The organism is Massilia sp. 05N420, assembly GCF_056397205.1.
The window spans coordinates 161,070-185,871 of the sequence record NZ_JBFTMX010000006.1 but is presented as its reverse complement, the minus strand read 5'-3'; the positions used below and the strand labels follow the sequence as shown (position 1 = coordinate 185,871).

The 24,802-nt window shown below is 64.9% G+C and carries 21 protein-coding genes and 4 tRNA genes; 18 read left to right on the top strand and 7 right to left on the bottom strand.

The annotated features are described in order from the left end of the window. From AC1DIX_RS05710 to AC1DIX_RS05700, 3 genes are all read left to right on the top strand, one after another. Positions 1–400, top strand: a 400-nt coding sequence (locus AC1DIX_RS05710) for a helix-turn-helix domain-containing protein (RefSeq protein ID WP_477322657.1), incomplete at its 5' end; no start/stop codon positions are given. Positions 401–490: 90 nt separating this feature from the next. After that, positions 491–1,735 carry a glycosyltransferase gene (locus AC1DIX_RS05705; protein ID WP_477322655.1) on the top strand — a complete coding sequence of 415 codons (1,245 nt, stop codon included), beginning with the start codon at positions 491–493 and terminating at the stop codon, positions 1,733–1,735. Positions 1,736–1,789: 54 nt separating this feature from the next. Further along, positions 1,790–2,236, top strand: coding sequence for an FKBP-type peptidyl-prolyl cis-trans isomerase (locus AC1DIX_RS05700; RefSeq protein ID WP_442121869.1), 447 nt, complete (start codon positions 1,790–1,792; stop codon positions 2,234–2,236). 6 nt (positions 2,237–2,242) lie between these two features. On the opposite strand, the gene AC1DIX_RS05695 is transcribed toward AC1DIX_RS05700, so the two are convergent. Further along, on the bottom strand, positions 2,243–2,734 hold the full coding sequence (locus tag AC1DIX_RS05695) for a ricin-type beta-trefoil lectin domain protein (RefSeq protein ID WP_477322653.1): 492 nt from the start codon (positions 2,732–2,734) through the stop codon (positions 2,243–2,245). 135 nt (positions 2,735–2,869) lie between these two features. Between AC1DIX_RS05695 and AC1DIX_RS05690 the strand changes: the two genes are divergently transcribed. Together AC1DIX_RS05690 and AC1DIX_RS05685 are read left to right on the top strand one after the other, a co-directional pair. Next, positions 2,870–3,319 carry an FKBP-type peptidyl-prolyl cis-trans isomerase gene (locus tag AC1DIX_RS05690; RefSeq protein WP_477322651.1) on the top strand — a complete coding sequence of 150 codons (450 nt, stop codon included), beginning with the start codon at positions 2,870–2,872 and terminating at the stop codon, positions 3,317–3,319. Positions 3,320–3,546: 227 nt separating this feature from the next. Next, positions 3,547–4,617: a trypsin-like serine protease gene (locus AC1DIX_RS05685; RefSeq protein WP_477322649.1), complete on the top strand. Its 1,071-nt coding sequence runs from the start codon at positions 3,547–3,549 to the stop codon at positions 4,615–4,617. A 61-nt stretch (positions 4,618–4,678) separates the two neighbouring features. Here AC1DIX_RS05685 and uvrB read toward each other — a convergent pair whose 3' ends face one another. Further along, a complete protein-coding gene (uvrB, locus tag AC1DIX_RS05680) occupies positions 4,679–6,763 on the bottom strand; it encodes an excinuclease ABC subunit UvrB (protein WP_477322647.1) in 2,085 nt (694 codons plus the stop codon). Between the two features lie 107 nt (positions 6,764–6,870). On the opposite strand from uvrB, the gene AC1DIX_RS05675 reads away from it, so the two are divergent. From AC1DIX_RS05675 to AC1DIX_RS05660, 4 genes are all read left to right on the top strand, one after another. Beyond that, positions 6,871–8,082 carry an amino acid aminotransferase gene (locus tag AC1DIX_RS05675; RefSeq protein WP_477322645.1) on the top strand — a complete coding sequence of 404 codons (1,212 nt, stop codon included), beginning with the start codon at positions 6,871–6,873 and terminating at the stop codon, positions 8,080–8,082. Between the two features lie 53 nt (positions 8,083–8,135). Continuing rightward, positions 8,136–8,211 (top strand) — tRNA-Asn (locus AC1DIX_RS05670). An 84-nt stretch (positions 8,212–8,295) separates the two neighbouring features. Then, positions 8,296–8,371 (top strand) — tRNA-Asn (locus AC1DIX_RS05665). Positions 8,372–8,426: 55 nt separating this feature from the next. Continuing rightward, complete coding sequence (locus AC1DIX_RS05660; RefSeq protein WP_477322643.1) at positions 8,427–8,894, top strand: RES family NAD+ phosphorylase; 468 nt, start codon at positions 8,427–8,429, stop codon at positions 8,892–8,894. Here the strand turns inward: AC1DIX_RS05660 and purT are convergent. Continuing rightward, positions 8,866–10,083, bottom strand: a complete 1,218-nt coding sequence (gene purT / locus AC1DIX_RS05655; protein ID WP_477322641.1) for a formate-dependent phosphoribosylglycinamide formyltransferase — start codon at positions 10,081–10,083, stop codon at positions 8,866–8,868. The genes AC1DIX_RS05660 and purT overlap by 29 nt on opposite strands. Before the next feature lie 91 nt (positions 10,084–10,174). On the opposite strand from purT, the gene AC1DIX_RS05650 reads away from it, so the two are divergent. The 7 genes from AC1DIX_RS05650 to AC1DIX_RS05620 all read left to right on the top strand — a co-directional run bounded on the left by AC1DIX_RS05650 (position 10,175) and on the right by AC1DIX_RS05620 (position 16,197). Further along, a tRNA-Asn gene (locus AC1DIX_RS05650) sits at positions 10,175–10,250 on the top strand. A gap of 56 nt (positions 10,251–10,306) precedes the next feature. Further along, on the top strand, positions 10,307–11,437 hold the full coding sequence (locus AC1DIX_RS05645; protein WP_477322639.1) for an acyl-CoA dehydrogenase family protein: 1,131 nt from the start codon (positions 10,307–10,309) through the stop codon (positions 11,435–11,437). Positions 11,438–11,450: 13 nt separating this feature from the next. Next, positions 11,451–11,526: transfer RNA gene (locus AC1DIX_RS05640), tRNA-Asn, on the top strand. A gap of 172 nt (positions 11,527–11,698) precedes the next feature. Continuing rightward, positions 11,699–12,412: a hypothetical protein gene (locus AC1DIX_RS05635; protein ID WP_477322637.1), complete on the top strand. Its 714-nt coding sequence runs from the start codon at positions 11,699–11,701 to the stop codon at positions 12,410–12,412. A gap of 223 nt (positions 12,413–12,635) precedes the next feature. Next, entirely contained in the window at positions 12,636–14,036 is a 1,401-nt protein-coding gene (locus AC1DIX_RS05630) for an MFS transporter (protein ID WP_477322635.1), read from the top strand. Between the two features lie 70 nt (positions 14,037–14,106). After that, the gene (locus tag AC1DIX_RS05625; protein WP_477322633.1) at positions 14,107–14,451 is read left to right on the top strand and encodes a hypothetical protein; all 345 of its coding nucleotides are present in this window, start codon (positions 14,107–14,109) and stop codon (positions 14,449–14,451) included. A 144-nt stretch (positions 14,452–14,595) separates the two neighbouring features. Further along, a complete protein-coding gene (locus AC1DIX_RS05620) occupies positions 14,596–16,197 on the top strand; it encodes a response regulator (RefSeq protein WP_477322631.1) in 1,602 nt (533 codons plus the stop codon). 24 nt (positions 16,198–16,221) lie between these two features. On the opposite strand, the gene AC1DIX_RS05615 is transcribed toward AC1DIX_RS05620, so the two are convergent. After that, a complete protein-coding gene (locus AC1DIX_RS05615; protein WP_442121854.1) occupies positions 16,222–16,680 on the bottom strand; it encodes a response regulator in 459 nt (152 codons plus the stop codon). A 28-nt stretch (positions 16,681–16,708) separates the two neighbouring features. After that, positions 16,709–18,973: an ATP-binding protein gene (locus AC1DIX_RS05610; protein WP_477322629.1), complete on the bottom strand. Its 2,265-nt coding sequence runs from the start codon at positions 18,971–18,973 to the stop codon at positions 16,709–16,711. 235 nt (positions 18,974–19,208) lie between these two features. On the opposite strand from AC1DIX_RS05610, the gene AC1DIX_RS05605 reads away from it, so the two are divergent. Next, positions 19,209–21,119: a hybrid sensor histidine kinase/response regulator gene (locus AC1DIX_RS05605; protein ID WP_477322627.1), complete on the top strand. Its 1,911-nt coding sequence runs from the start codon at positions 19,209–19,211 to the stop codon at positions 21,117–21,119. A 17-nt stretch (positions 21,120–21,136) separates the two neighbouring features. Beyond that, positions 21,137–22,060 carry a pyridoxal-phosphate dependent enzyme gene (locus tag AC1DIX_RS05600; RefSeq protein WP_442121851.1) on the top strand — a complete coding sequence of 308 codons (924 nt, stop codon included), beginning with the start codon at positions 21,137–21,139 and terminating at the stop codon, positions 22,058–22,060. A 28-nt stretch (positions 22,061–22,088) separates the two neighbouring features. Here AC1DIX_RS05600 and AC1DIX_RS05595 read toward each other — a convergent pair whose 3' ends face one another. Together AC1DIX_RS05595 and AC1DIX_RS05590 are read right to left on the bottom strand one after the other, a co-directional pair. Beyond that, positions 22,089–23,291 (bottom strand): esterase/lipase family protein, encoded by a 1,203-nt coding sequence (locus AC1DIX_RS05595; RefSeq protein ID WP_477322625.1) that lies wholly within the window; start codon positions 23,289–23,291, stop codon positions 22,089–22,091. 126 nt (positions 23,292–23,417) lie between these two features. Next, the gene (locus AC1DIX_RS05590; RefSeq protein ID WP_477322623.1) at positions 23,418–24,674 is read right to left on the bottom strand and encodes a dienelactone hydrolase family protein; all 1,257 of its coding nucleotides are present in this window, start codon (positions 24,672–24,674) and stop codon (positions 23,418–23,420) included. Between the last annotated feature and the right edge of the window lie 128 nt (positions 24,675–24,802).

The following is a 24,802-nucleotide window of genomic DNA, read 5'->3' as shown; positions in this document are numbered from 1 at the left end:
CGCATGGATCGAGGCGTGGATTGCCGCGCGCTGGCGCGAGCGCCGCGCCGGCTGGGACGCGGCGCTGGGCCGCAGCCTGCGCCGTATCGCCAGCCACGAAGGCGTGGCGGAGACGGCGCGCACGCTCGGCGTCGGCGAGCGCCAGGTGCAGCGCCGCTACCGCGAGCGGATCGGTGTCACGCCGGCCCAGGCGCGGCGCCTGCAGCGCATGAACGAAGCCGTCTACGCCCTGCGCGACCCGGCCGCGCCCAAGGAGACGCTGGCCGCGCTGGCGGCCGAACTGGGCTACGCCGACCAGGCCCACATGGCGCGCGAACTGCGCGAACTGGCCGGACTGCCGCCTTCGCGCCTGGAAGAAAGCATCGCTTCCGACCGCGATTACTGGGCTTACCGGCTGTGACGCGACGGTCACGATGACGATGTCGGATTTGTACAAGCCTCGCCTCGGCTAGCAGGCCGACAATCATGCCTTCGACAAGCAAGGCATGACATGAAGATCACTTTCCTCACCTATGGCACCGACGGCGACACGCGCCCGCTGGCGGCGCTCGCCAGAGAACTGATCCGGCGCGGGCACGAAGCTCGGCTGCTGGCCGACCGCGCCTGCGCCCCGCTGGCGCGCGAACACGGCATCCCGTTCACGGCCCTGGCCGGCGACATCCGCAAGGCGGTGCAGCCGGGCGGCACGCTCGCCAAATCCATCGACGGCCGCGCCGACATGTCGCGGGTCGCGCGCGCCTGCGCCCGGCTCGCGCGCGAGCACACGACGGCGTGGATGGCGACCGCGCGCACGGCGGCCCAGGGCAGTGACGTGCTGGTGTTTTCCGGCCTGGCGGCCTTCGTCGGCCTGGCCGTGGCCGAGGCGCTCGCCATTCCCTGCATCGGCACCGCGCTGTGGCCGCTGACGCCCACGCGCGAGTTCGGCGCCGCCTTCCTGCGTCCGCGCAGGCTGCCCGGCTGGGCCAACCGGCTGACGCACCAGGCATTCAACAGCCTGACCTGGGCGATGTTCCGGCCGGCCGTGAACGCGGCGCGCAGGGACGTGTTCGGCGCGGCGCCGCGCCGGCGCCTGTGGCAGGGCTATCCGACCCTGTACGGCTGTTCGCCGGCCCTGCTGCCGCGTCCTGACGACTGGCCGGCCGAGGTCGAGCTGACCGGCAGCTGGCAGCTTCCCGCCGCCGCCGGGTGGCAGCCGCCGGCATCGCTGTCCGCCTTCCTGGCCGCCGGCGAGGCGCCGGTCTACATCGGCTTCGGCAGCATGGCGGGCATGGATCCGCAGACGCTGCTGGAGACGGTTTGCGGAATCGCCGCCACCCGTCGCGTGCTGTTCTATCCCGGCTGGAGCGGCGTCGACCTGTCGCGGTTGCCGCCGGACGTATTGGTGCTGGGCGACACGCCGCACGAATGGCTGTTCCCGCGCACCGCCGCGGTCATCCACCACGGCGGGGCGGGGACCACGCATGCGGCGGCGCGCGCCGGCGTGCCCTCGGTGGCGGTGCCGTTTGCCGGCGACCAGTTCTTCTGGGCCGGGCGCCTGCGTGCGCGTGGCATCGGCCTCACCTGCCCGATGGAGGAATTCGCCGGCGCCGATCCGGCCGCGCTGATTGCCGCTGCCTGCGCGCCGGCCATGCGCGAGCGGGCGCACGAGGTAGCGGAGGAGATGGCGCTCGAAGATGGCGTCGGCCGCGCCGCCGACCGCATCCTGGGCGGTATTGCACGCCTGCCGTTGCCCTAGGGGCGGGCGGGGTGTATCCTGCGCCGGCATCCATCACTACGAAAGAACAAGAACATGAAACAGCTGCTTTCCGTGTGCGCCCTCGGCCTGGCGCTTTCCCTCACCCTGGCCGGCTGCAAGCGCGGCCACGCGCCTTCCGCGGCGCCGTCCGACGCGACCCCGATCGCCATGCAGAAGATCGATACCGTGACCGGCACCGGCAAGGAAGCGGTGGCCGGTTCCACCGTGGTCGTCAACTACACGGGCTGGCTGTACGCGCCGAGTGCCCAGCTGCAGCATGGCGCCCAGTTCGATTCCTCGATCGGCCGCGAACCCTTCAGCTTCCGCCTCGGCGCCGGCCAGGTCATCCCGGGCTGGGACCAGGGCGTGCAGGGCATGAAGGTGGGCGGCAAGCGCACCCTGATCGTGCCTGCCGCGATGGGCTATGGCGAGCAGGGCGCGGGCCCGATTCCGCCGAACAGCAACCTGATCTTCGATGTCGAGCTGCTCGACGTCCAATAAAGCGCTTTACATCGTCGGTTCGTAATTGCTGTGCCAGCGGTGGCCGTTCTGGCGGCGGCTGCAGGGCGTCATCCTGATGCCGGTCTGCAGCGCTTCCAGGCAGCGGGTGGCGCCGGTTTCGCGATTGGTCAGCAGCATCTGGCGCGGCACGTCGCTCAGGCGCTCGATCGTCCATTGCTGGCTGTCGGCGCGGCTGCAGGGCTCCATCACCAGCACGTTCTTGCGGTCGTTCGGGTGCGCCGCCAGGCAGACGGTCTCGCCGTCCGCCACCGTGTGGAATTTGTCGAAGCCCGGCAGCTCGCCGCGGGTGGCGAACCATTGCTGCGTCGGCGATTTATTGCAGGCCATCATGGCGACGTCGGGACCGGCCGTGCCGAGGCAGCGGCCACGGCCGTCGAGTTCGTTCTGCAGGTAGTTGACGTCGGGCGCGGCAAAGGCCGGCGCCGCTGCGGCCTCGAGGAGGATCAGCACTGCGGCGGCAATGAATCGGGCTTGCATGGTGATGTCCTTTCTTTCGGGTTAGTCTGCCTCAACATTAACACGGAGAAAGGGTGAATAGCGTTGTCGCTTGTACAAATACTGCACGTCGGCAATACTAGTGCCACCCTTTCCCAACCAGCAGAGCAAATCCCGATGACTTCCATTCTTTCGCGCGCCGCACTTGCCTTTGGACTGAGCCTGGCCCTCGGTCCTGCCATCGCCCAGGCTGCGGCCATCCCCAAGGCTCCGGTGGCCGCCGCCGCCAGGCCGCTGCAGAAAACCGACACCGTCGTCGGCAAGGGCAAGGCCGCCGCGGCCGGTTCCACCGTGACCGTGCACTACACCGGATGGCTGTATTCGCCCAAGGAGCCGGGCCGGCATGGCCTCCAGATCGACAGCTCGGTCGGCGGCGAGCCCTTCACCTTCCAGCTCGGCGCCGGCAAGGTCATCAAGGGCTGGGACGAGGGCCTGGTCGGCATGAAGGTGGGCGGCAAGCGCACCCTGGTGGTGCCGGCCGCGCTCGCCTACGGCAACAACGGCGCGGGGCCGATTCCGCCGAACGCCAACCTGATTTTCGACGTCAGCCTGCTCGACGTGAAATAAGGCAGCGGCACCCCCAGCCCGAACCGCAGGCTCCGCGAGGACCTGCGGTTTTTTCTTGTGCATTTACTGTCGGAAAAATTTACAACTGGTAAGTATTCGTGAAGTGCCGTTTCCGTATGTCATTAATTTTTAAGCATCTTTTCTTTCTGGCATAGTTCCTGCATGCACTATCCGCGCGAGCTTACAAAGTGCCGCAGACATAACGCTGTTACTACAAAGGATAAAAAATGCGTAATCGGAAACTGTCGTTCAATAAGCTGTTGGGTATCACCATCGCCACCGGCGCACTCTTCGGGATCAGCGGTGCCGCGCAGGCCGGCATCGCCGGTGCAATCAATACCCCGGTCATTACCGCCGGCGCACTGCCGGATACCCCGGCCGCGCACGTCGATCCGAACGTGTCGTCCTCGAAGTTTTCCGGTGTGGTCGCAATCCAGATCCAGTACGGCAACGATTACTACATCTGCTCCGGCGCCCTGGTCGGCAAACGCCAGGTCATCTCGGCCGGCCATTGCGTCGACCAGTATGGCGACGGCAAGGTCATCGACCTGAAGAATCCGAACAACAGCGTGCTGGTCGCCTTCAACAGCAACGGCACCTACAACTCGATCATCTCGGCCTCGAAGGTCTCGATGAATCCGGATTACCAAGGCTTCAACAACTGCCCGGACGGCAGCAAGGGCTGCGTGAACGACGACATCTCGGTGATCACCCTGAGCAAGGACGCACCGGCCAGCGCCAAGATCTACAAGGTCGCCACCACCGAGCTGGTCGCCGGCTCGCACATCATCATGGCCGGCTACGGCACCTCGGGCGACGGCATCAACGGCCATTACGTCGCTCCGCGCTACGACACCAAGCGTGTCGGCGAGAACGTCACCGACTATTTCGAGGGCGACGACGAGGGCATCAAGAGCGGCAACGAAGTCTATTATGCCGACTTCGACGGCAACGGCAAGGACACCTTCTGCACCTACTTCAACATCTGCACCGTGGCGCTGCCGAACGGCGTCGAAGCCGGCATCGGCGGCGGCGATTCGGGCGGTCCGTCCTTCGTCGAGCTGTACGGCGAGCTGATGGTCGTTGCCAACAACACCTTCGAAACCCGCCTGTTCGCCAGCCAGGTGGCCGGCACCTTCGGCACCCTGTTCGGCGGCATCATCCTGGGTTCCTACACCGACTACCTGCAGCAAGCAACCGACGGCAACATCACCTTCGTTCCGGAACCGGGCAGCCTGGCGCTGCTGGCCCTGGGCGGTGCGATGCTGGGCGGCCTGCGCCGTCGTCGCAAGCAGTAATCTGCACGTGCATGAAGAAAGCGGCCCGCGGGCCGCTTTTTACTTTGGGGGCGATCAAGGCTTACTTGCCCAGAATCGACACCACATTGTCCGCCCCCGGCGCCCCGAAAGCCTGCTGCTTGAGCACATGCAACTGGTCCCGAACCTGGGCCGCCTTCTCGAACTCGAGGTTCTTGGCATGGTCGACCATGAGCTTCTCGAGGCGCTTGATCTCTTTCGAGATCTGCTTCTCGCTCATGCCTTCGATCTTCGCGGTCTCTTCGGCCTCAGCCATGTTCTTGGCGGCGGCAGCACTGTAGACGCCGTCGATCATGTCCTTGATCTTCTTGTTCACACCCTTCGGCGTGATGCCGTTCGCTGCGTTGAAGGCGATCTGCTTGGCGCGGCGGCGTTCGGTCTCGTCGATGGCTTTCTTCATCGAGTCGGTGATCTGGTCGGCGTACAAAATCGCGACGCCGTTCAGGTTACGCGCGGCGCGGCCGATGGTCTGSAYCAGCGAACGCTCGGAACGCAGGAAGCCTTCCTTGTCGGCGTCCAGCACGGCCACCAGCGAGACTTCCGGCAAGTCCAGGCCCTCGCGCAGCAGGTTGATGCCGACCACCACGTCGAAGGTGCCCAGGCGCAGGTCGCGCAGGATCTCGACGCGCTCGACAGTATCGATGTCGCTGTGCAGGTAGCGCACCTTGATGCCGTGGTCGCTCAGGTATTCGGTCAGCTGCTCGGCCATGCGCTTGGTCAGCGTGGTCACCAGCACCCGCTCGTCCTTGGCGATGCGGTCGGTGATCTCGCCCATCAGGTCGTCGACCTGCGAGCGCGCCGGGCGCACGATCACCTGCGGGTCGACCAGGCCGGTCGGACGCACCACCTGCTCGACCACGTTGTCGGCATGCTCCTTCTCGTAATCGGCAGGCGTTGCTGAGACGAAAATGCACTGGCGCATCTTGTTTTCGAATTCCTGGAACTTCAGGGGCCGGTTGTCCAGCGCCGAGGGCAGGCGGAAGCCGTAGTCGACCAGATTGGTCTTGCGCGAACGGTCGCCGTTGTACATCGCGTTCAGCTGGCCGATCATCACGTGCGACTCGTCCATGAACATCAGCGCGTCTTTCGGCAGGTAGTCGATCAGGGTCGGCGGCGGTTCGCCCGGCATCGCGCCGGACAGGTGGCGCGAGTAGTTCTCGATGCCCTTCGTGAAGCCGACTTCGGCCAGCATCTCGAGGTCGAAACGGGTGCGCTGCTCGAGGCGCTGCTCTTCCAGCAGCTTGCCCTGTTCGCGGAAGAATTCGAGGCGGTCGCGCAGCTCGGCCTTGATCGAGTCGACGGCTTTCAGGACGGTGGCGCGCCCGGTCACGTAGTGCGAGCCCGGATAGACGGTGAAGCGCGGGATCTTCTGGCGTACCTTGCCGGTGAGCGGGTCGAACAGCTGCAGCGATTCGATCTCGTCGTCGAACATCTCGACGCGGATCGCGAGTTCCGCGTGCTCGGCCGGGAAGATGTCGATGGTGTCGCCGCGTACGCGGAAGGTGCCGCGCGCGAAGTCCATCTCGTTGCGCGTGTACTGCATCTGGATCAGGCGGGCGATCACGTCGCGCTGTGCGACCTTGTCCTTGGCGCGCAGGGTCAGCACCATCTTGTGGTACTCGTCCGGATTACCGATACCGTAGATGGCCGAGACGGTGGCGACGATGACGACGTCGCGGCGCTCCATCAGCGACTTGGTGCAGGACAGGCGCATCTGCTCGATGTGCTCGTTGATCGACGAGTCCTTTTCGATGAACAGGTCGCGCTGCGGCACATAGGCTTCCGGCTGGTAGTAGTCGTAGTAGGAAACGAAGTACTCGACCGCGTTCTGCGGGAAGAACTCGCGGAACTCGGCGTAGAGCTGGGCCGCGAGCGTCTTGTTCGGCGCGAAGACGATCGCCGGACGGCCCGCACGGGCAATCACGTTGGCCATGGTGTACGTTTTACCGGAGCCTGTTACGCCCAGCAGCGTCTGGTACATCAGGCCGTCGTCGATGCCCTCGATCAGGCCCTGGATCGCGGTCGGCTGGTCGCCGGCGGGAGGGAAGGGCTGGTGCAGCTTGAACGGAGAATCCGGGAAAGTGATGACGGTGGGCGCGGGGGAATTTGCGACCGATAGTTCTGCCATGAGTTCAGACCTTTGCTAGAATGGGAATCCGCCTGCGGCACTGCAACATCCAAGCCGCTGTCTATACAACCGCTGCGAACCCAGCCGACAAACCAGAGTTTATCACGATGAATTCCACAGTTCCTGCCAGCATCTTCGGCGCCATCGCCATGGCCCCACGCGACCCCATCCTGGGCATTACCGAAGCCTTCAATGCAGATACCAATCCGGCCAAGATCAATCTCGGCGTCGGCGTCTACTACGATGACAACGGAAAAGTGCCCCTGCTGGAATGTGTACGCAAGGCGGAAGCGATGCTGATGGAACAACCTGCGCCCCGCACCTATCTGCCGATCGAAGGCCTGGGTGCGTATGACAAGGCTGTGCAAGAACTCGTATTTGGGGCCGACAGCGCGGTAATTCAAGAGAAGCGTGCGGTCACCGTGCAAGCCCTGGGCGGCACCGGCGCACTGAAGATCGGCGCCGACTTCCTGAAGCGTTTCTCGCCGGGCTCGGCGGTCTACATCAGCGACCCGAGCTGGGAAAACCACCGCGCGCTGTTCGAAAGCGCCGGCTTCGACGTCAACAACTACAGCTACTACGATCCGGCCACCCACGGCGTGAATTTCGAAGGCATGCTGGCCTCCTTGAAAGCGATGCCGGAAGCTTCGATCGTGGTCCTGCACGCCTGCTGCCACAACCCGACCGGCGCCGACCTGACGGCCGACCAGTGGGGCCAGGTGATCGACGTGGTGCGCGCGAACGGCCTGATCCCCTTCCTGGACATGGCTTACCAGGGCTTCGGCTCGGGCATCGCCGAAGATGGCGCCGTGGTGCGCCGCTTCGTCGACGCCGGCGGCCCGCTGCTGGTGTCGAACTCGTTCTCGAAATCCTTCTCGCTGTACGGCGAGCGCGTCGGCGCGCTGTCGGTGGTGCTGGCATCCAGCGAAGAAGCGGCGCGCGTGATGTCGCAGCTGAAGCGCGTGGTGCGCACCAACTACTCGAACCCGCCTGTGCACGGCGGCAAGGTCGTCGCCACCGTGCTGTCGACCCCGGAACTGCGCCGGCTGTGGGAAGAGGAACTGGCCGGCATGCGCGTGCGCATCAAGGAGATGCGCGAAGAGCTGGTGAAAAAGCTGGGCGAGAAAGCGCCTGGCACGGACTTCGGCTTCGTGCGCCAGCAGGTCGGCATGTTCTCCTATTCCGGTCTGACCAAGGAGCAGGTGGGCAAGCTGCGCGAGGAATCGATCTATGCCGTGGACACCGGCCGCATCTGCGTTGCCGCGATGAATTCAAAGAACATCGATCGGGTCGTTGACGCGATCGCAAAAGTTCTCTAAACTCTTGGCTCTTCCGATTCAGCACGCATGAATTGGAAGAGCAAGTAGGCAATTCCCTGATAGCTCAGTCGGTAGAGCGACGGACTGTTAATCCGCAGGTCCCTGGTTCGAGTCCAGGTCGGGGAGCCAGGTTTCAAGCCTCAGCGAGGCATGCACGGTTGGAAACTCACTCTGTGCAAGTCGCGATGGGGAAGCTATAATAGCAACATCAATTCCCTGATAGCTCAGTCGGTAGAGCGACGGACTGTTAATCCGCAGGTCCCTGGTTCGAGTCCAGGTCGGGGAGCCAGAATTCAGAAGAGGCCGCTTCAGTCGAAGCGGCCTTTTTTTCGTGGCTTGCTCGTGTGGCCTGCTCATTTGATCTACTCTTCCTCTCCGGCGCGGGCGCCAAGCTGTCCGGCGGCCGCTGGAACCGGCCCGGCAATGCCATGCTCTACTGTGCCACGACCATTTCGCTGGCCGTGCTGGAAACTTTCAACCACATCAAGGCGGGCGGCCTGCCGCTGAGCCGTTATCTGGTGGAACTGTCCATTCCCGATGCGGTCTGGGACAGGGCGCGCCGGCTGGATGCGCCGCCGGTCGGCTGGGATGCCATCCCGGCGGGCAAGGTGAGCCTGGACGCGGGCGACGGCTGGGTCAAGGCCAATGGCAGCGCGCTGATCTTCGTACCCTCGGTCGTCGTCAACGAAGAGTTCAACGTGCTCGTCAACCCCGCGCATCCGGACACCAGGCTGATCACGGCCCGGAAAGTCCGGAAGTGGAGCTACGACCCCAGCCTTACGCTTAGTTCTTCTTGCCGGATACCGGTTTGACCTTGCCGGCCGCCTCCAGCGCACGCTGGCGCGCGGTCTCGATATCCGGCGCGGTCGCCAGCGCCACGCCCATGCGGCGGCGCGCGAAGGATTCCGGCTTGCCGAACAGGCGGATGTCCGAGCCCGGCACCCGCAGCGCCTCGGCCACGCCTTCGAAGGCGATGCCGGCCTGCTCCAGCTGGCCGTAGATCACGGCGGAGGCGCCCGGCGCGCGCAGTTCCGGATTCACCGGCAGGCCGAGGATAGCCTTGGCATGCAGTTCGAACTCGCTCTGGACCTGGGTCGCCATGGTCACCATGCCGGTGTCGTGCGGACGCGGGCTGACTTCCGAGAACCACACCATGTCGCCCTTCACGAACAGCTCGACGCCGAACACGCCGCGGCCGCCCAGGCTGGCGGTGACCTTGCTGGCGATCTCGCGCGCGCTCTCCAGGGCGCGCGGGCTCATCGGCTGCGGCTGCCAGGATTCGACGTAGTCGCCGTGGACCTGCTTGTGGCCGATCGGCTCGCAGAAGCCGGTGACGATCTCGCCGTTGCCGTTCGACGAGCGCACGGTCAGCAGGGTGATCTCGTAGTCGAAATCGATGAAGCCTTCGACGATCACGCGGCCGGCATCCACGCGCCCGCCGGCGGCCGCGTAGTTCCAGGCGTTCTCGACGTCATCCATGCTGTCCAGTTTCGACTGGCCCTTGCCGGACGAGGACATGACCGGTTTCACGACGTTCGGAAAGCCGATCTCGGCGCAGGCCGCCTTCAGCTCTTCGAGGCTGCTGGCGAAGCGGTAGGGCGAGGTGGCCAGGCCCAGTTCCTCGGCGGCCAGGCGGCGGATGCCTTCGCGGTTCATGGTCAGCTGGGCGGCGCGGGCGGTGGGGATGCAGGTGATGGCACCTAGCGCTTCGAGCTCGGCCAGCTTGCTTGTCGCGATCGCCTCGATTTCCGGCACGACCAGGTCGGGCTTCTCTTGTGCGATCAGCGCGGCCAGGGCCTCGCCGTCGGTCATGTCGATCACGTGGGCGCGGTGCGCGACCTGGTGGCCCGGCGCGTCGGCATAGCGGTCGACGGCGATCACTTCGACGCCGAGGCGCTGCAGGGAAATGATGACTTCCTTGCCGAGCTCGCCGGAGCCGAGCAGCATCACTTTCGTGGCGGAGGGAGACAGGGGCGTACCGAGGATGGGTGCTTTCGTCATTGCAGTGGATGGTGTGGAGGGAAGCGAGCACTATAACAAAATAAAAAAACCTTGCCAGATTCGGTCCAGCGGTTATAATGCGTGCCTCAATTCCCTGATAGCTCAGTCGGTAGAGCGACGGACTGTTAATCCGCAGGTCCCTGGTTCGAGTCCAGGTCGGGGAGCCAGAACATGAAAAGGCCGCTTCAGTGAAGCGGCCTTTTTGCTTTTCGAGGTCACGCCGATGATTTCCTTGAACGATGCCGCCGTAATTGCCGAACACGCCGCCCGGGCCGATGCCGAAGGCTGGCTGCGCCCGCAACAGCAAGCCCTGATCCACGAACGCGGCTGGCTCCGCATGCTGGCCCCGCGCGCGGTCGGCGGCGCCGAGCTGGCGCTGCCGGAGGTGGTGCGGCTGGAAGAGGCGATCGCCCGCGTCGACGGCAGCATGGGCTGGACCGTGACCCTGTGCGCCGGCGCCGGCTGGTTTGCCGGCTTCCTGCCGCCGCGCCTCGCAGCCGGGATCCTGGCGACGCCGCAGGTCTGCCTGGCCGGCAGCGGCGCACCGACCGGCTACGCCGACCGCGAAAGCCGGGGAGGAGAAGCGGGCTGGCGCATCGACGGCCTGTGGGACTACGCCAGCGGCGCGCCGATGGCCACCCACTTCACCTTCAACGCGGTTCTGCGCGAGCAGGGCGAGCCGCTGCTGGACGCCGCCGGCAATCCGCGCATCCAGGCCTTCGTGGTGCCGGCCGCACTGGTCGAGATCGTGCCGCGCTGGCGCAGCATCGGCCTGCGCGCCACCGCCTCGCATGCCTATCGCGTGGCCGGGCAATGGATCCACGCCGACCACGGTTTCGGGATCGACCCGGCCAGGGCTTGCGCACAAGGCCCGCTGTACCGTTTCCCGTTTCTTCCCTTTGCCTTCGTCACGCTGGCGGCCAACGTGGCCGGCATGGCGCATCACTTCGTCGAGCTGGCGCAGGAATGCATCGCGCACCGCCGCAACCGCTTCGGCGGGCAGGGCGAGCCCCTGATCGAGGTGCCGGCCGTGCGTGCGCTGCTGGACTCGACCCGTGCTTCCCTCGACGCCGTGCGCGAGCGCTTCTACGCACGGCTGGATGCGACCTGGGCCCAGGTCGTGGAAGGCGCGCCGGTCGGCATTGAGGAGGCCGCGCAGATGCAGGCGCTGTCGATGGAATGGGTGAACGCATCGCGCCGCGCGGTCGATGCGCTCTACCCATATTGCGGCCTGTACGCGGCGCGCGAGGACACGCCCGTCAACCGGGTCTGGCGCGATTTTCACACCGCGTCCCAGCACGCCCTGCTGACCCCGTGCACGAGCACTGGTCAAACGGCAACTGAGCCGCTATAATGCGAGCCTCAATTCCCTGATAGCTCAGTCGGTAGAGCGACGGACTGTTAATCCGCAGGTCCCTGGTTCGAGTCCAGGTCGGGGAGCCAGGATTTCGGAAGGGCCGCATGCGCAAGCTGCGGCCCTTTTTGTTTTTTGTGGGCAGTTATGTTTTTCATATATTTCTATTGCAACTAATGGTAGAGTTGGCCGCTATTGAACAATACTAATTGCCGAAGCTCTGCCCTGGTTGACGGCGGATGGCTGAATAGAGAGACACAAGTGAACGACAAAGCTCCGAAAGAACTTGCTGATGTTAATAACGGCGGGCAAGGTCCTCAAGCAAACGGGTCCAAACTGGCGTGTGGAATAATCATGCCTATCTCTGCGCAACCAGGTTGCTCCACCGAGCACTGGGCAGAGGTTCGTTCATTGATCGAAGAATCGATTTCGTCGATAGATTCGCCCAAATTTGAAGCCAGACTGGTTAGCGATGTCATTGAACATCTTACTTACCCAAGAGACCTAAGGTTTTCTAAAATAGTTGCATTTAAAAAAGCGTTGGCCGATAAAGTTCGGGCTACATATCTTGCGTCTTTAGATTCAAAAAATTCAACTTTTCTAAAGAACTTTGGAACGTTTCATGTTGCCTCTCTGACTCAAGCCGATGCTTCTCCCGATCAAGTCGCTCTAGAGATGCTCACGGAAATTCAAGCTGAGATGACTAAGATTAGGATTGAAATACGCAATAATACGAATTTGGGTCGCGGTGCCGGTTTTGGACGGGAAGAACGAGTAGATCTTTCTAGCCGTTTCCAAAAGCATATTTCAGATTACGCGAAAAAGCACAATCTCAAGACGGTTTCTGGTTTGGATAAAGATGAAAAATTCATCGAGTGGATTGAATCACAACTGTCTGCAGCGAATTATTATTCAACTCGTTCGAGTTTCATAAAGGACCTTGTAGGAGAGTTGATGCTATTTGATATCCTTTAAAGATTACAATAAGCTATGCGGAAACTTGATTGATTATTAATTAAACTTTATCCCGAAACTGAGAATTTCGCTGGTCGTTGGTCAATTCGGAAGTGTGAAAGTCGTCAGGGCTGCTTAATGCTGTCCTTTTTGCGTTGCGCGCAACCTCTTCCAGCGTTTTCGCCCCCTCTCCAGCAGACCTCGCTCAAGCCCCATATAATCGTCCTTTTGTCGCGGGACGAGCATGAAAAACGCCGTAAATACAAATACTTACGAGAAATCCGCGACACCCGTGGACGGCCTTTCGGGAGCCCAGCTCATCTGGGCCGTGATCGTCCTGTCGCTCGGCGTCGGCATGTCCGCGCTCGATACCGCCATCGCCAATACGGCGCTGCCGGCCATGGCCCAGCAGCTGCACGCCAGCCCGGCGGATTCGGTGTGGATCGTGAATGCCTACCAGCTGGCCATGGTCGCAACCCTGCTGCCGGTGGCGGCGCTGGGCGAGACCATCGGCTACAAGCGGGTCTATATCGCGGGCATGGTCATCTTCACCGCCGCTTCGCTGGCCTGCGCGCTGGCCTGGTCGCTGCCGGTCCTGATCGCCGGGCGCCTGTTCCAGGGCCTGGGCGCGAGCGCCCTGATGGGCGTGAACTCGGCGCTGATCCGCACCGTCTATCCGGCCAAGCTGCATGGACGCGGCTTCGGCAACAATGCGCTGGTGGTGGCGATCGGCTTTGCCATCGGCCCCAGCCTGGCATCGATCATCCTCAGCGTCTCGTCCTGGGAATGGCTGTTCGGGATCAACGTCCTCCCCGGCGTGCTCGGCTTCTTCCTGGCCCGTAAAGCCTTGCCGGAATCGCCGCGCGCCAGCCACAAGGTCGACGGCGTGGCCGGCCTGTACAACGTCGCCGCCTTCGGCATGGCCATCCTGGCGCTGGGCGATGCGGCCCACCGCGTCGGCATGCGCACTCTGTTGCCGGAGACCGTGATCGCATTGTTCTTCTTCTTCCTGCTGATCCGCCGCCAGAAGGGCCACCCGGCGCCGCTGCTGCCGGTGGACCTGTTCCGCCTGCCGCTGTTCACCCTGTCCACGCTGACCGCGATCTGCACCTTCGCGGCGCAGGCGCTGGCCTTCGTCGCGCTGCCGTTCTACTTCGAGAGCCAGCTCGGCCGCACGCCGGTGGAGACCGGCTTCCTGCTGACGCCCTGGCCGGTGATGGTCGGCATCATGGCGCCGGTGGCGGGGCGCCTCAGCGACCGTTATTCGCCGGGCCTGCTGGGCGGCGTCGGCCTGATGATCCTGGCGGCCGGACTGGCCCTGCTGCTGGGCATGCCGGCTTCGCCTTCGGCCTTCGACATCGGCTGGCGCATGGCCGTGTGCGGCATCGGTTTCGGCTTCTTCCAGGCGCCCAACGTGAAGGCGATCATGGCCAGCGCGCCGCCCTCGCGCAGCGGCAGCGCCAGCGGCATGGTGGCGACCGCGCGCCTGATCGGGCAATCGACGGGGGCCGCGCTGGTGGCCTTCTGCCTGACCGTGTTCCACCTGCGCGGCACCTGGTATGCGATCGCCATCGCGGCGGTGTTTGCGGCGGCGGCCAGCATCGCCAGTTTTTCGCGGCTGGTGGTGGCGGCGCCGGCGCGTTAATGTGCTCGTCGTGCCGGGCATTGCCCGACCCGACTCTTTAAACGGCGGTGCACGCCTCGATATGAAGGGCATGGCGCGCCGTTCCCGCATTCCCGACACGCTTGACACCTCCCCGGAGCCCGAAGGCGAGGCACTGTGCCCGCTGTGCGGCCGGCCGCTGGGCGCCGAGCACATCGACCGGCACCACCTCGTTCCCAAGTCCCTGAAGGGCAGGGAACAGTTTCCGATCCACAAAATCTGCCACCGCAAGATCCACTCGATCTTTTCCGAACGCGAACTGCTGCGCGCCTATCACACCTGGGATGCACTGAAGGGCCACGAAGACATCCGCTCCTTCATCGGCTGGGTCGCGAACAAGCCGCCCGGCTTCTACACCCGCACCTTCACGGCCAACAAGAAGCAGGGAAGAAGATAAGCAGCTGATGGCTATATGGCAACATCGGCATAAATAGTCGGGTATCCCTGCTGCATGGACGTCATCATCAGCGTGCCTGGTGTAAAATTAAAGCTTACTATTTTGCAATTCGCGTCACATTTTGCCCACCTTACTGCAGTTGCAATGACCCGAGACGAATCCAGCGCCTGCTCCGTCCTCCTCATCGACGACGAACCCTTTGCCGAAGACATCATCTCGCATGGCCTGAAAGGCTGTGCGCCGCATACCCTGCGCTTCGCGAGCCGGCCGGAGATGGCGGTCGAACTGGCGCGCGAGATCGGGGCGACGGTGGTGCTGGTCGACCTGCGCATGCCGGAGATCGACGGCCTGGAAGTCACGCGGCGCCTTCGCGCCGACAAGGACACCGAACACATTCCCGTGATCGTGCTGTCCTCGGAAGATGATCCGGACATCAAGGCCAAGGCCTTCGCGGTCGGCGCCAACGACTACCTGGTGAAGTGGCCGGATCCGCGCGAACTGGTGGCGCGGGTGCGCTACCACAGCGACGCCTTCGTCGCGCGCCGCCAGCGCGACGCCGCCTTCGTCTCGCTGCGCCACAGCCAGGAGCAGCTGGCGGCCAGCCAGTCGGCCCTGTTCCAGGCCCAGAAGATGGAGGCGATCGGCCAGCTGACGGGCGGCGTGGCCCACGACTTCAACAACGTGCTGCAGATCGTCGGCGGCAACCTGCAGCTGCTGAAACTGGTCGGCAACCTGAACGATGCCGGCAAGGCGCGCGTCGACATGGCGCTGACCGGCGTCGAGCGCGGCGCCAAGCTGTCCTCCCACCTGCTGGCCTTCGCCCGCCGCCAGCCGCTGCAGGCGGTGGTGATCGATCCGGGCCACCTGCTGCGCGAGATGGACGACATGATGCGGCGCGTGCTCGGCCCGCGCGCGCGCGTGGTCACCGAGATCGAGCACCGGCTGGGCAGCACCCTGGTCGACCCCAACCAGCTCAACAACGTGCTGCTGAACCTGGCCATCAATGCGCGCGACGCCATGGGCGGCAGCGGCACGCTGACGATCCGCGCCGCCAATGCGGGGCCGGACAGCGACTTGCCGCCGTCGCTGGCGGCCGGGCATTACGTGATGATCGAGATCCTTGACACCGGCAAGGGCATGGCGCCGGACGTGCTGGAACGCGCCTTCGAACCCTTCTTCACCACCAAGCCGACCGGACAGGGCACGGGGCTGGGCCTGTCGATGGCCTATGGTTTCGTGAAGCAATCGGGCGGCGAGATCGTGCTGCAGAGCGAGCCGGGCAAGGGCACCAGCGTGCGCATCTGGCTGCCGCGCAGCGAAGCGGCGCCAGCCATGTTCGAGGACGTGGCGGCTGCGCCCCTGCTGGGCGGGCCGGAAACGATCCTGGTGGTCGAGGACGAGGAAGACGTGCGCAGCGCCACCTGCGGCATTTTGTCGGCGCTCGGCTACCGGGTGCTGGAGGCGCCGGATGCGGCGGTGGCCAAGGCGATCGTGGAAAGCGGCGAGCAGATCGACCTGGTGTTCAGCGACGTCATCATGCCGGGGCCTGTCAGCAGCCTGCAGCTGGGGGACGCGGTGCGCGCCCGGTTGCCGCAGGCGCAGATGTTATATACCTCGGGATATGCGGAAGGGGTGCTGGCGCACGAGGGCAAGCTGGATGCGAGCGTCAACCTGCTGCAGAAACCCTATCATCCGGATGCGCTGAGTGCGCGTATCCGTCATCTGCTGCGGCGCCGGGCAAGCTGACGCCTTTGTCATGCGTGGGCTAGTTCATTTATTCGGCTTGATGTATTTCTGCGAACCCGGCGGCGGTTCGTTCAGCACCGCCCAGAAGATCCCGAGGTCGGCGATCGCGCGCACGAACTCCGTGAAATCGACCGGCTTGACCACATAGGCGTTCACGCCCAGCTCGTAGCTGCGCACCAGGTCCTGTTCTTCCTTCGACGAGGTCAGCATCACCACCGGCAGCGGCTTCAGGCCGTCGGTGGTACGGATTTCCTTCAGCACCTCGAGGCCGTCGACCTTCGGCAGCTTGAGGTCGAGCAGCACCACTGCCGGGTTGCCGGCGGTACGCTGCGCGTGTTCGCCGCGGCGGTGCAGGTAGTCGAGCGCTTCGGCGCCGTCGCGCACGACGATCACCTGGTTGGCGAGCTGGCTCTTCGACAGGGCTATCAGCGTGAGTTCCAGGTCGTTCGGATTGTCTTCGACGAGCAGGATGGGTTTGAGCATGCGTTCCTTGAGGACTCGATCAGTGAATTCAGTTGCTTGAAACATGTTTTGGAATGGCAAAGGAGAAGGTCGCGCCTTCGCCCTGCACCGACTCGGCCCACACCCGGCCATTGTGCCGCTCGACGATGCGGCGCACGTTGGCAAGGCCGATGCCGGTACCCTGGAAGTCTTCCATGCGGTGCAGGCGCTGGAACACGCCGAACAGTTTGTGCGCGTATTCCATGTTGAAGCCGGCGCCGTTGTCGGCCACATGGAAGATCGTCTCGCCGGGCGTGTCTTCGGCACTGACGCGGATGATGGCCGGGTCCTTCTTCCCGGTGAACTTCACGGCGTTCGACAGCAGATTGAGCATCGCCAGGTGCAGGAAGGTCGGGTCGGCGTAGGCCGCCGGCAGCGGGGCGATGTCCCATTCGAGGTTGCGGCCGCGCGTTTCCAGCGCCAGCTTGTCGATGCAGGTGGCCACCAGGTCGTTCATGTCGACCGTGGTCGGGCGCAGCGAGGCGCGGCCCATCTGCGAGAAGGACAGCAGGTCGTCGACCAGCTTGCCGGCCATGCGCGCCGCCTCCTTGATGTTCTTGAGGAAGCGCTGGCGCTGTTCGCCGTTCTCGCTGCCGGCCGATTCGATCAGGAGGTCGGCGAAGCCGACGATGTGGCGCAGCGGCGCGCGCAGGTCGTGCGAGACCGAATAGGAGAAGGCTTCCAGCTCCTTGTTGGAACGGGTCAGCTCCTCGGCCAGTTCGGCCATCTGCTCGGCGCGCTCGAGGGCGATGCCCAGCAGGGCGGTGCGGAATTCCAGCGCCAGTTCGATCTCGCCGCCATGCCAGGGCATGCTGGTGCCGTGGATGGTCTCGCGCCAGGCCTGGAAGCTGGTGCGCGGCGACAGCTGCATCGGAATGCCGGCGGCCGGGCCGCCGGCCGCCGCCTGCACGAGCTTGTCGTGCGGGTTGCCGGCCCATTCGATCGTGTGCACGTATTCGGCGCGAAACCACAGCAGGTAATGCTTGTGGATGCGCGAGATCGGCATCGCCAGCAGGCCGCTGGCGTTGCGTACCATTTTTGCCGCCTCGGGCCAGGCCGACGATAAGTTGTCGGTGTGGTAGATGTCGCCGTGGCCGTGCACGGCCAGCCAGTCGACCAGGCCCAGGATATCGTCCTGCTCGGGCGTGTCGCCATAGGTCAGCACGCGCTCGTCGACCACGACCGCGACGCCGGTGGCGCGCGCGAAGCGCAGCAGCTCGGGGAAGACGCTCGACAGGTTCTCGATGAAATCGCTGCCCTGGGTCAGGCCGGCCAGCATCGACACCATGATGCGGCGCAGGTCCAGGCGGAACTGCAGCTCGTGGGCATCTTCGCGCGATTCGATGCACAGCGCGAGCAGCTGGCCCAGCTGCTCGCAGGCGGTGCGCTGCTCGAAGGGTACCGGGGACGGCCCCTCGTTGTGGCAGGAGATCAGGCCCCACAGCTTGCCCTTGACCATCAGCGACACCGACATCGAGGCCAGCGTGCGCATGTTTCGCATGTACTGCAGGTGCACCGGCGAGACGCTGCGCAGCACCGCGAACGACAGGTCGTTCGGCTTGCCGGTGACCGGATTCATGGCCGGGACCAGCGGCGCCGGCGTGTAGTTGGCGTCCTGGATCAGGCGGATCGGCGACAGCGCGTACAGCTGGCGCGCCTGGACCGGGATGTCGGAGGCCGGGAAATGCTGGCCCAGGTAGGAAGCGTAGTCTTCCTGCCTGGCCTCCGCCATCACGTGCCCGTGGCCGTCGCGGTCGAATTTGTACACCATCACGCGGCCGAAACCCGTCACCGAGCGCACGTGGTGGCAGGCCAGCCGGGCCAGCGATTCCACGCACTCGGCACTGTTCACTTTCTGCAGGAAGTCGCCGATCAGCGAATACAGGTGGCGGAAATCGGCCGTGGCGGCGCGTTCGGTCGGTTCGAACTCGAGGATGGTCAGCTCGTCCCAGCGGTGCCCGAGCACGTCGAAATGGCGGCCATTGCCGATCGTGACCGTGCCCACGTAATAGGGACGCGAGCCCAGATTTTCCGTCAGTTCCGGCGCCAGGCGGAGGGCGGCCGCTTCGCCGGTCACCTCGGCGAGCGGGCGGCCGACGGCTTCCTGGACGCCGAAACCGGTCCAGTCGCCCAGGTTGGCGCTGGCCTGCAGGATTTCCAGGCCGTCGGACAGGGTCAGCATGAAGCCGTGGGGCTGGATGCTCCCGGGCGTGCGAATCGGCTCCCTGTCGCAGGCCGACAGGTCGAGTACGGGGGCGGAAGAGGCCGGATTCATGTACGTGGGATGATGTAAAACTTAAATTTCAACTCCGCCATTTTACATTGAATGCCGTGCGGTACCCTTCTTTAGGTATTCTGGCAATGTTGCCCATGCGGCGATAACGCAACGGTATGACTAATGCAGAATTGTGAAATCCCTTGTTACGCGTGCGGGCTGGGCGAACAGGCTGGGTGTATCATGAAGTGGATTTGGATCAATGAATTTGTGCCTCTGACACGAGCGGCAAGCCATGAGCGAACACATGCAGGAAAAGAAAATCTTGTCGGATGAGCGGCGCTATCAGTACCTGATTTCCGGTATCAACGACTACGCGATCTACATGCTCGACCCGCAAGGGCACGTGAGCAGCTGGAACGCGGGCGCGAACCGGTTCAAGGGCTATGTGGCGCAGGAGATCCTCGGCCAGCATTTCTCGCGCTTCTACACCGAGGAAGACCGGGAATCCGGTCTGCCGGCGCGCGCGCTGAAGACCGCGCTCGAGCAGGGCAAGTTCGAATCCGAAGGCTGGCGCGTGCGCAAGGATGGCAGCCGCTTCTGGGCCCACGTGGTCATCGACCCCATCTACAACGAGGAAGGGGTCCTGCTCGGCTTTGCCAAGGTGACCCGCGACGTCACCGAGCGCAAGGAGGCCGAGGACAGGCTGCGCGAGAGCGAGCAGCGCTTCCGCCTGCTGGTGCAGGGCGTGACCGACTATGCGATCTACATGCTGTCGCCGGAAGGAACGGTCACCAACTGGAATTCGGGCGCCGAGCGGATCAAGGGCTATACCGAGGACGAGATCGTCGGCAGCCACTTCTCGCGCTTCTACACGGCCGAGGACCACAACGCCGGCGTGCCGAAACAGGCGCTGTCGACCGCCGCCGAGACCGGGCGCTTCGAGGCCGAGGGCTGGCGGGTGCGCAAGGACGGCACCCGCTTCTGGGCCCACGTGATCATCGACGCCATCCACGATGACGAAGGCAAGCTGGTGGGTTTTGCCAAGATCACCCGCGATCTGACCGAGAAGAAGCGCATCGCCGACGCGCTGGAAGCCGCCAACGCCGCGCTGTACCAGGCGCAGAAGATGGAGTCGATCGGCCAGCTCACGGGCGGCGTCGCGCACGACTTCAACAACCTGTTGTCGGTGCTGTCGAGCGGCCTGGAAGTGCTGGCGATGCAGCGCGGCGAGGGCAGCGACACCCGCACCATCGAGAGCATGCGGCGCGCGGTGGACCGCGGCGCGCGCCTGACCCAGCAGCTGCTCGCCTTCGCGCGCCAGCAGCCGCTGCAGGCCGAGACCCGCAACCTGAACCGCATCGTCACCGGCTTCGAATCCGTGCTGCGGCGCGCCGTCAATGCCGRCATCGAGTTCGAGGTCGACCTCGACCGCAATGCGCACAGCGCGATGATCGACAGCGCGCGCCTCGAATCGGCCCTGCTGAACCTGGTGGTGAACGCGCGCGACGCCATGCCGGAAGGCGGCCGCATCGTCATCGCGACCCGCAACGTGACGCTCGGCCACCACGAGGGGGGCAGCCTGCCGGCCGGCGACTATGTGCGGATCTCGGTCAGCGATACCGGCACCGGCATGCCGCCCGACGTGGTGAGGCGCGCCTTCGAACCCTTCTTCACGACCAAGGAAGTGGGCAAGGGCACCGGCCTGGGCCTGTCCCAGGTCTACGGCTTCATCAAGCAGTCGGACGGCGACGTGGTCATCGAAAGCAAGCCCGGCGAGGGCACCACGATCTCGATCTACCTGCCGGCGGTGGTGTCCGAGGCCCACGAGGACAAGCGTGCGCATGTCGAGCGCGTGCTGATCGTCGAGGACGAGCCGGATCTGATGGATGTCGCCGCCTCGCTGTTCACCAGCATGGGCTACGACGTGGTGACGGCATCCAGCGGCCGCGAGGCGATCGACATGATGGAGCAGCTCGATGTCGACATCCTGTTCACCGACGTCGTCATGCCGAACGGGATGGACGGCCTCGAGCTGGCCAGCTACACGCGCACCCATTATCCCGGCACCAAGATCATGCTGGCCTCCGGCTATCCGCTGCCGGCGCTGAAGCAGCGCCACGGCCAGGACCTGAACGAGTTCGCCTTCGTCAACAAGCCCTACCGGCTGTCCGACCTGGCGCGCACCCTGCGCACGGCGATGTAGGCGGAGCGGGCGCGACGATGGTCCTGCATGTCGAGACGCCGCTGCTGCCCTCGGGCGCCATGGCCACCCGGCCCGGCCAGTCGGTGTGGCTGAAGATGGAGGCGCTGCAGCCTTCCGGCTCGTTCAAGCTGCGCGGCATCGGCCACGCCTGCGAGCAGTACGCGCTGCGCGGGGCGCGGCGCTTCGTCTCGTCCTCGGGCGGGAATGCCGGCATCGCCGCCGCCCACGCCGGACGCCGGCTCGGCCTGCCGGTGACGGTGGTGGTACCGGAGACGGCCAGCGCCAGGGCGCGCGAGCTGATCGCGCGCGAGGGCGCCGAAATCGTCGTCCATGGCGCCTCCTTCCAGGAAGCGAACGCGCTGGCGCAAGCGATGCTGGGCGCCACCGACGCCTTCATCCACCCCTTCGACGACCCGCTGCTGTGGGAGGGCCACGCGAGCATGATCGACGAGGTGGCGCGCGCCGGCCTGATTCCCGATGCGGTGGTGCTGTCGGTCGGCGGCGGCGGCCTGCTGTGCGGGGTGGCCGAAGGTTTGCGGCGCCATGGCTGGGATGCGGTGCCGGTCATTGCCGTCGAGACCGAAGGCGCCGATTCCCATGCGCGCTCGCTGCGGGCCGGAGAGCGCATCGAACTGCCGGCCATCACCAGCATCGCCACCTCGCTGGGCGCGCGCAAGGTGTCGGAACAGGCTTTCGAACTGGCGCGCCGCCGTCCGGTCGAGCCGGTGGTGGTGAGCGACCGCGAGGCCGTCGAGGCCTGCCTGCGCTTCATGGACGACCATCGCGTCGTGGTGGAGCCGGCCTGCGGCGCCTCGCTGGCGCTGGCCTATCGCGCCGGCGAGAGGCTCGCTGCTTACGAGCGCGTGCTGGTGGTCGTGTGCGGCGGCGTCACGGCCACCGTCGAACAGCTGCAGCGCTGGGGCCGCGAGCTGGCTGCCTGAATCGTGGGCACGGCGTGCCCACCCTACCTTATTCCAGGCCGAAAATAATGTCGCAGATGCGGTCGTAGACCGGATCGGCCGACGGTCCCGGGTTCGGCCAGTTCAGGATGTCGAAGTGGTCGTAGCCCTCGTAGGTGCCGAGGTAGTTCCAGCTGCCGCGCACGGCCCGGCCGTAGTAGTCGCGCACCGGATGGCCGGCGGGCGCGCGCATGCTCACCGTGTTGACCACGCCGTCGCTGGCGAACCAGCTGCCGTCGATCCGCACTCTCCCGGGCGCCGACTGGGTATAGGAACCCATGCCCGGCTGCGCCAGCGAACCCGCGATGAACTCGCCCGCGAACAGCTTGAAATAGGGGATCATGTCGTCGCGTGGATACTGGAACCGGCTGCTCTGGATCGGTGCCAGCACGCGGTCGCTGCCGTTGCAGCACCAGGCGCCCGCCACCGTCGCCCGCGTCCCCAGCGAAAACCAGTAGACCGAGGGAGAGGTCTGCGCCCAGCGGTTGAATTCGCGCGCGCCGTCCGGCGCCAGCTCCCAGTGCGCCAGGCGGCTGTCGAGGATGTCGCGCAGAGGACTGCGTAAATTCGGCAGGACGTCCAGCACGGCGTCGCGCAGGGTGGTGCCGTTGTGCGGCGCCGAGATCGTCACCACGCTCGACACCCAGCCGGCCTTGCCGCCACGGTAAAGGTCGCCGCCGCCTTCGTCGCCGTCGGGCGAACCGTGTTCCAGTAGCTGTACCAGGGCGCGGATCGTGGTGCCGCCCTGGCTGTGGCCGATCAGGTGGACCGGGTGCGCCGCATCCCATTGTGGATAGAAGGCGAGGGGATAATCGTGCGGATTGTTGTCCGGATCGGCGGCCCAGCACTTGCCGGCCGGCTTTTGCGGCTGGCCGGGATAGCCGTGGCGGGCGACGTGGGTGGCGCCGTAGTCGACGCAGCCGCCCTTGATCTGGGCGTACAGTTCGGCGGCGCGGTCCCAGTTCGAACTGATCGCGCCGACRCCGGCCGTATAGACCGCATGCTGCCCCTTGTAGCGCTGCATGCGGGCCGCGATGTCGTGGTAGCCGCCCCAGTACAGGAAGCGACTGACGGGAAAGGTATCCAGCCCGAAGCCGAGGAAGCCGTGCACCAGTACGACAGGATGGTTGTTGGCGGCCCCGGCCGTTGCACCGCCCAGCAGACAGGCCAGGGCCAGCAGCGCTCGGGTGCTTGTTGTGTTAAACGACGGCATGTAGCTCTCCCTTGGTGGCGGACGCTACATTGTCGAATTGGTATTGGGTAGGGGGTTTGCGCGGTACCAAACGTCGGCCTGCGCCCTCAAACGTCGTCCCCGCGAAGGCGGGGACGGCGTTTGCACTTAATTCGCTACAACCGCGGTACCACCCATCTGCGCAGTACCCGCCGAATCGGCCGCGGGCGCGGGCGCCGGCACCGGCGTATTCGATGCCGTGACCGCGGCCTTCTCGGCCAGGTCCGGATTCCACACCACGTGCTCGTCGACGGAATACAGGCGGCACGGCTTGTCGCTCTTGGCCGAGCAGGTGGCAAGGGCGCGCGCTTCCGGATCTTCGCCTTCCTCGGCCCAGCACCAGGCGCCGCTCGGCGACACCGCGAAGGCGCGCGGGGTCATCTTGGTCAGGTATTCGGCATAGGCGCGCTTGCCGTTCTCGCTGAGGAAAGGCACGGCCTCGACGTCCTCGATTTTTGCGAAATTGGTTGCCTGCGGCATCGGTGGCTCGGGCACCTTGTAGACCACCTTGGTCGGCATGCCGACGCGCTCCAGGAACTGCATGGTGTCGGCCAGCCAGACTTTCTCGCCGTCGCGGCTGGCCAGCATGCCGTGCGCATCGCGCTTGAACGCCGCGTACTCGACCAGCTGGGCCTTGCCGCCGGCCTGTTCGAAGGCGTCGTGCATGCGCGCCACCAGTTCCGGGCCGAACAGCGAATCGTTCTGGCCGTACATCCACAGGCTCGGAATCTTGTTCTGCAAACCGTATTCGGCAAAGGCCGAGACCAGGGCCGAGCGCCAGCCGCAACCGTTGCTGTCGTCGCGCAGGCCGCCGGCAAAATTGATCAGGCCGCGCACGCCCGGCAGTTCCCGGGTGCCCAGCGCCATGGTCGCGAGGCCGCCGTAGGACTGCCCGGCCACCACGATGCGGTCGGCGTCGATCCATTTCTGCTCGCGGGCGTATGCCAGGGTGTCCATGATGTCCTCGGCCTGGATGTAGCCGTTGGCCGTCATGTCGCAGCCGCGGTCGCGGTAGCGGCCGGTCGAGTTGGCGAAGCCCTGGCGCATCGGCACCATCACCGCGTAGCCGCGGGCAACGAAGGCATGGGCCATGTGATAGAAGCGGTCGCGCGGCTGCAGGTTCGGGTGCCCCGGATCCTTGCCGTGGTTGATGATGATCAGCGGGAAGGGGCCCGGGCCGTTCGGCGAGAACACCGTCGTTTCCAGGCGCGCCTGGTGATTCTTGCCGGCCGGGATCAGGATGATGTGCTCGTTGATCCGGTAGTCGAGTTGCAACTCCTGCTCGACGGAAAAGCCCGGCAGCATGGCCAGCCCGATGATCAGTGCGGACGTAAGGTGGCGAACAGAAGCGCGTACTCTAAACATGGAAGACTCTGGGAACAGCGGCCTTACGGATGCATCCGGCAAGAACCAATTGCTTAGGGGAATAAATTGATTCTAAGCACTGTAATTTCTCAGAGCAATATCCGAATAACCAATTCGCGCATTAAATC

What these genes read in the sequence shown, in the direction of transcription:
- AC1DIX_RS05705 (WP_477322655.1), top strand. Translation starts at nt 491, where the DNA reads ATGAAGATCACTTTCCTCACCTATGGCACCGACGGCGACACGCGCCCG.
- AC1DIX_RS05700 (WP_442121869.1), top strand. Translation starts at nt 1,790, where the DNA reads ATGAAACAGCTGCTTTCCGTGTGCGCCCTCGGCCTGGCGCTTTCCCTC.
- AC1DIX_RS05695 (WP_477322653.1), bottom strand. Translation starts at nt 2,734, where the DNA reads ATGCAAGCCCGATTCATTGCCGCCGCAGTGCTGATCCTCCTCGAGGCC.
- AC1DIX_RS05690 (WP_477322651.1), top strand. Translation starts at nt 2,870, where the DNA reads ATGACTTCCATTCTTTCGCGCGCCGCACTTGCCTTTGGACTGAGCCTG.
- AC1DIX_RS05685 (WP_477322649.1), top strand. Translation starts at nt 3,547, where the DNA reads ATGCGTAATCGGAAACTGTCGTTCAATAAGCTGTTGGGTATCACCATC.
- AC1DIX_RS05675 (WP_477322645.1), top strand. Translation starts at nt 6,871, where the DNA reads ATGAATTCCACAGTTCCTGCCAGCATCTTCGGCGCCATCGCCATGGCC.
- purT (WP_477322641.1), bottom strand. Translation starts at nt 10,083, where the DNA reads ATGACGAAAGCACCCATCCTCGGTACGCCCCTGTCTCCCTCCGCCACG.
- AC1DIX_RS05645 (WP_477322639.1), top strand. Translation starts at nt 10,307, where the DNA reads ATGATTTCCTTGAACGATGCCGCCGTAATTGCCGAACACGCCGCCCGG.
- AC1DIX_RS05630 (WP_477322635.1), top strand. Translation starts at nt 12,636, where the DNA reads ATGAAAAACGCCGTAAATACAAATACTTACGAGAAATCCGCGACACCC.
- AC1DIX_RS05625 (WP_477322633.1), top strand. Translation starts at nt 14,107, where the DNA reads ATGGCGCGCCGTTCCCGCATTCCCGACACGCTTGACACCTCCCCGGAG.
- AC1DIX_RS05620 (WP_477322631.1), top strand. Translation starts at nt 14,596, where the DNA reads ATGACCCGAGACGAATCCAGCGCCTGCTCCGTCCTCCTCATCGACGAC.
- AC1DIX_RS05615 (WP_442121854.1), bottom strand. Translation starts at nt 16,680, where the DNA reads ATGCTCAAACCCATCCTGCTCGTCGAAGACAATCCGAACGACCTGGAA.
- AC1DIX_RS05610 (WP_477322629.1), bottom strand. Translation starts at nt 18,973, where the DNA reads ATGAATCCGGCCTCTTCCGCCCCCGTACTCGACCTGTCGGCCTGCGAC.
- AC1DIX_RS05600 (WP_442121851.1), top strand. Translation starts at nt 21,137, where the DNA reads ATGGTCCTGCATGTCGAGACGCCGCTGCTGCCCTCGGGCGCCATGGCC.
- AC1DIX_RS05590 (WP_477322623.1), bottom strand. Translation starts at nt 24,674, where the DNA reads ATGTTTAGAGTACGCGCTTCTGTTCGCCACCTTACGTCCGCACTGATC.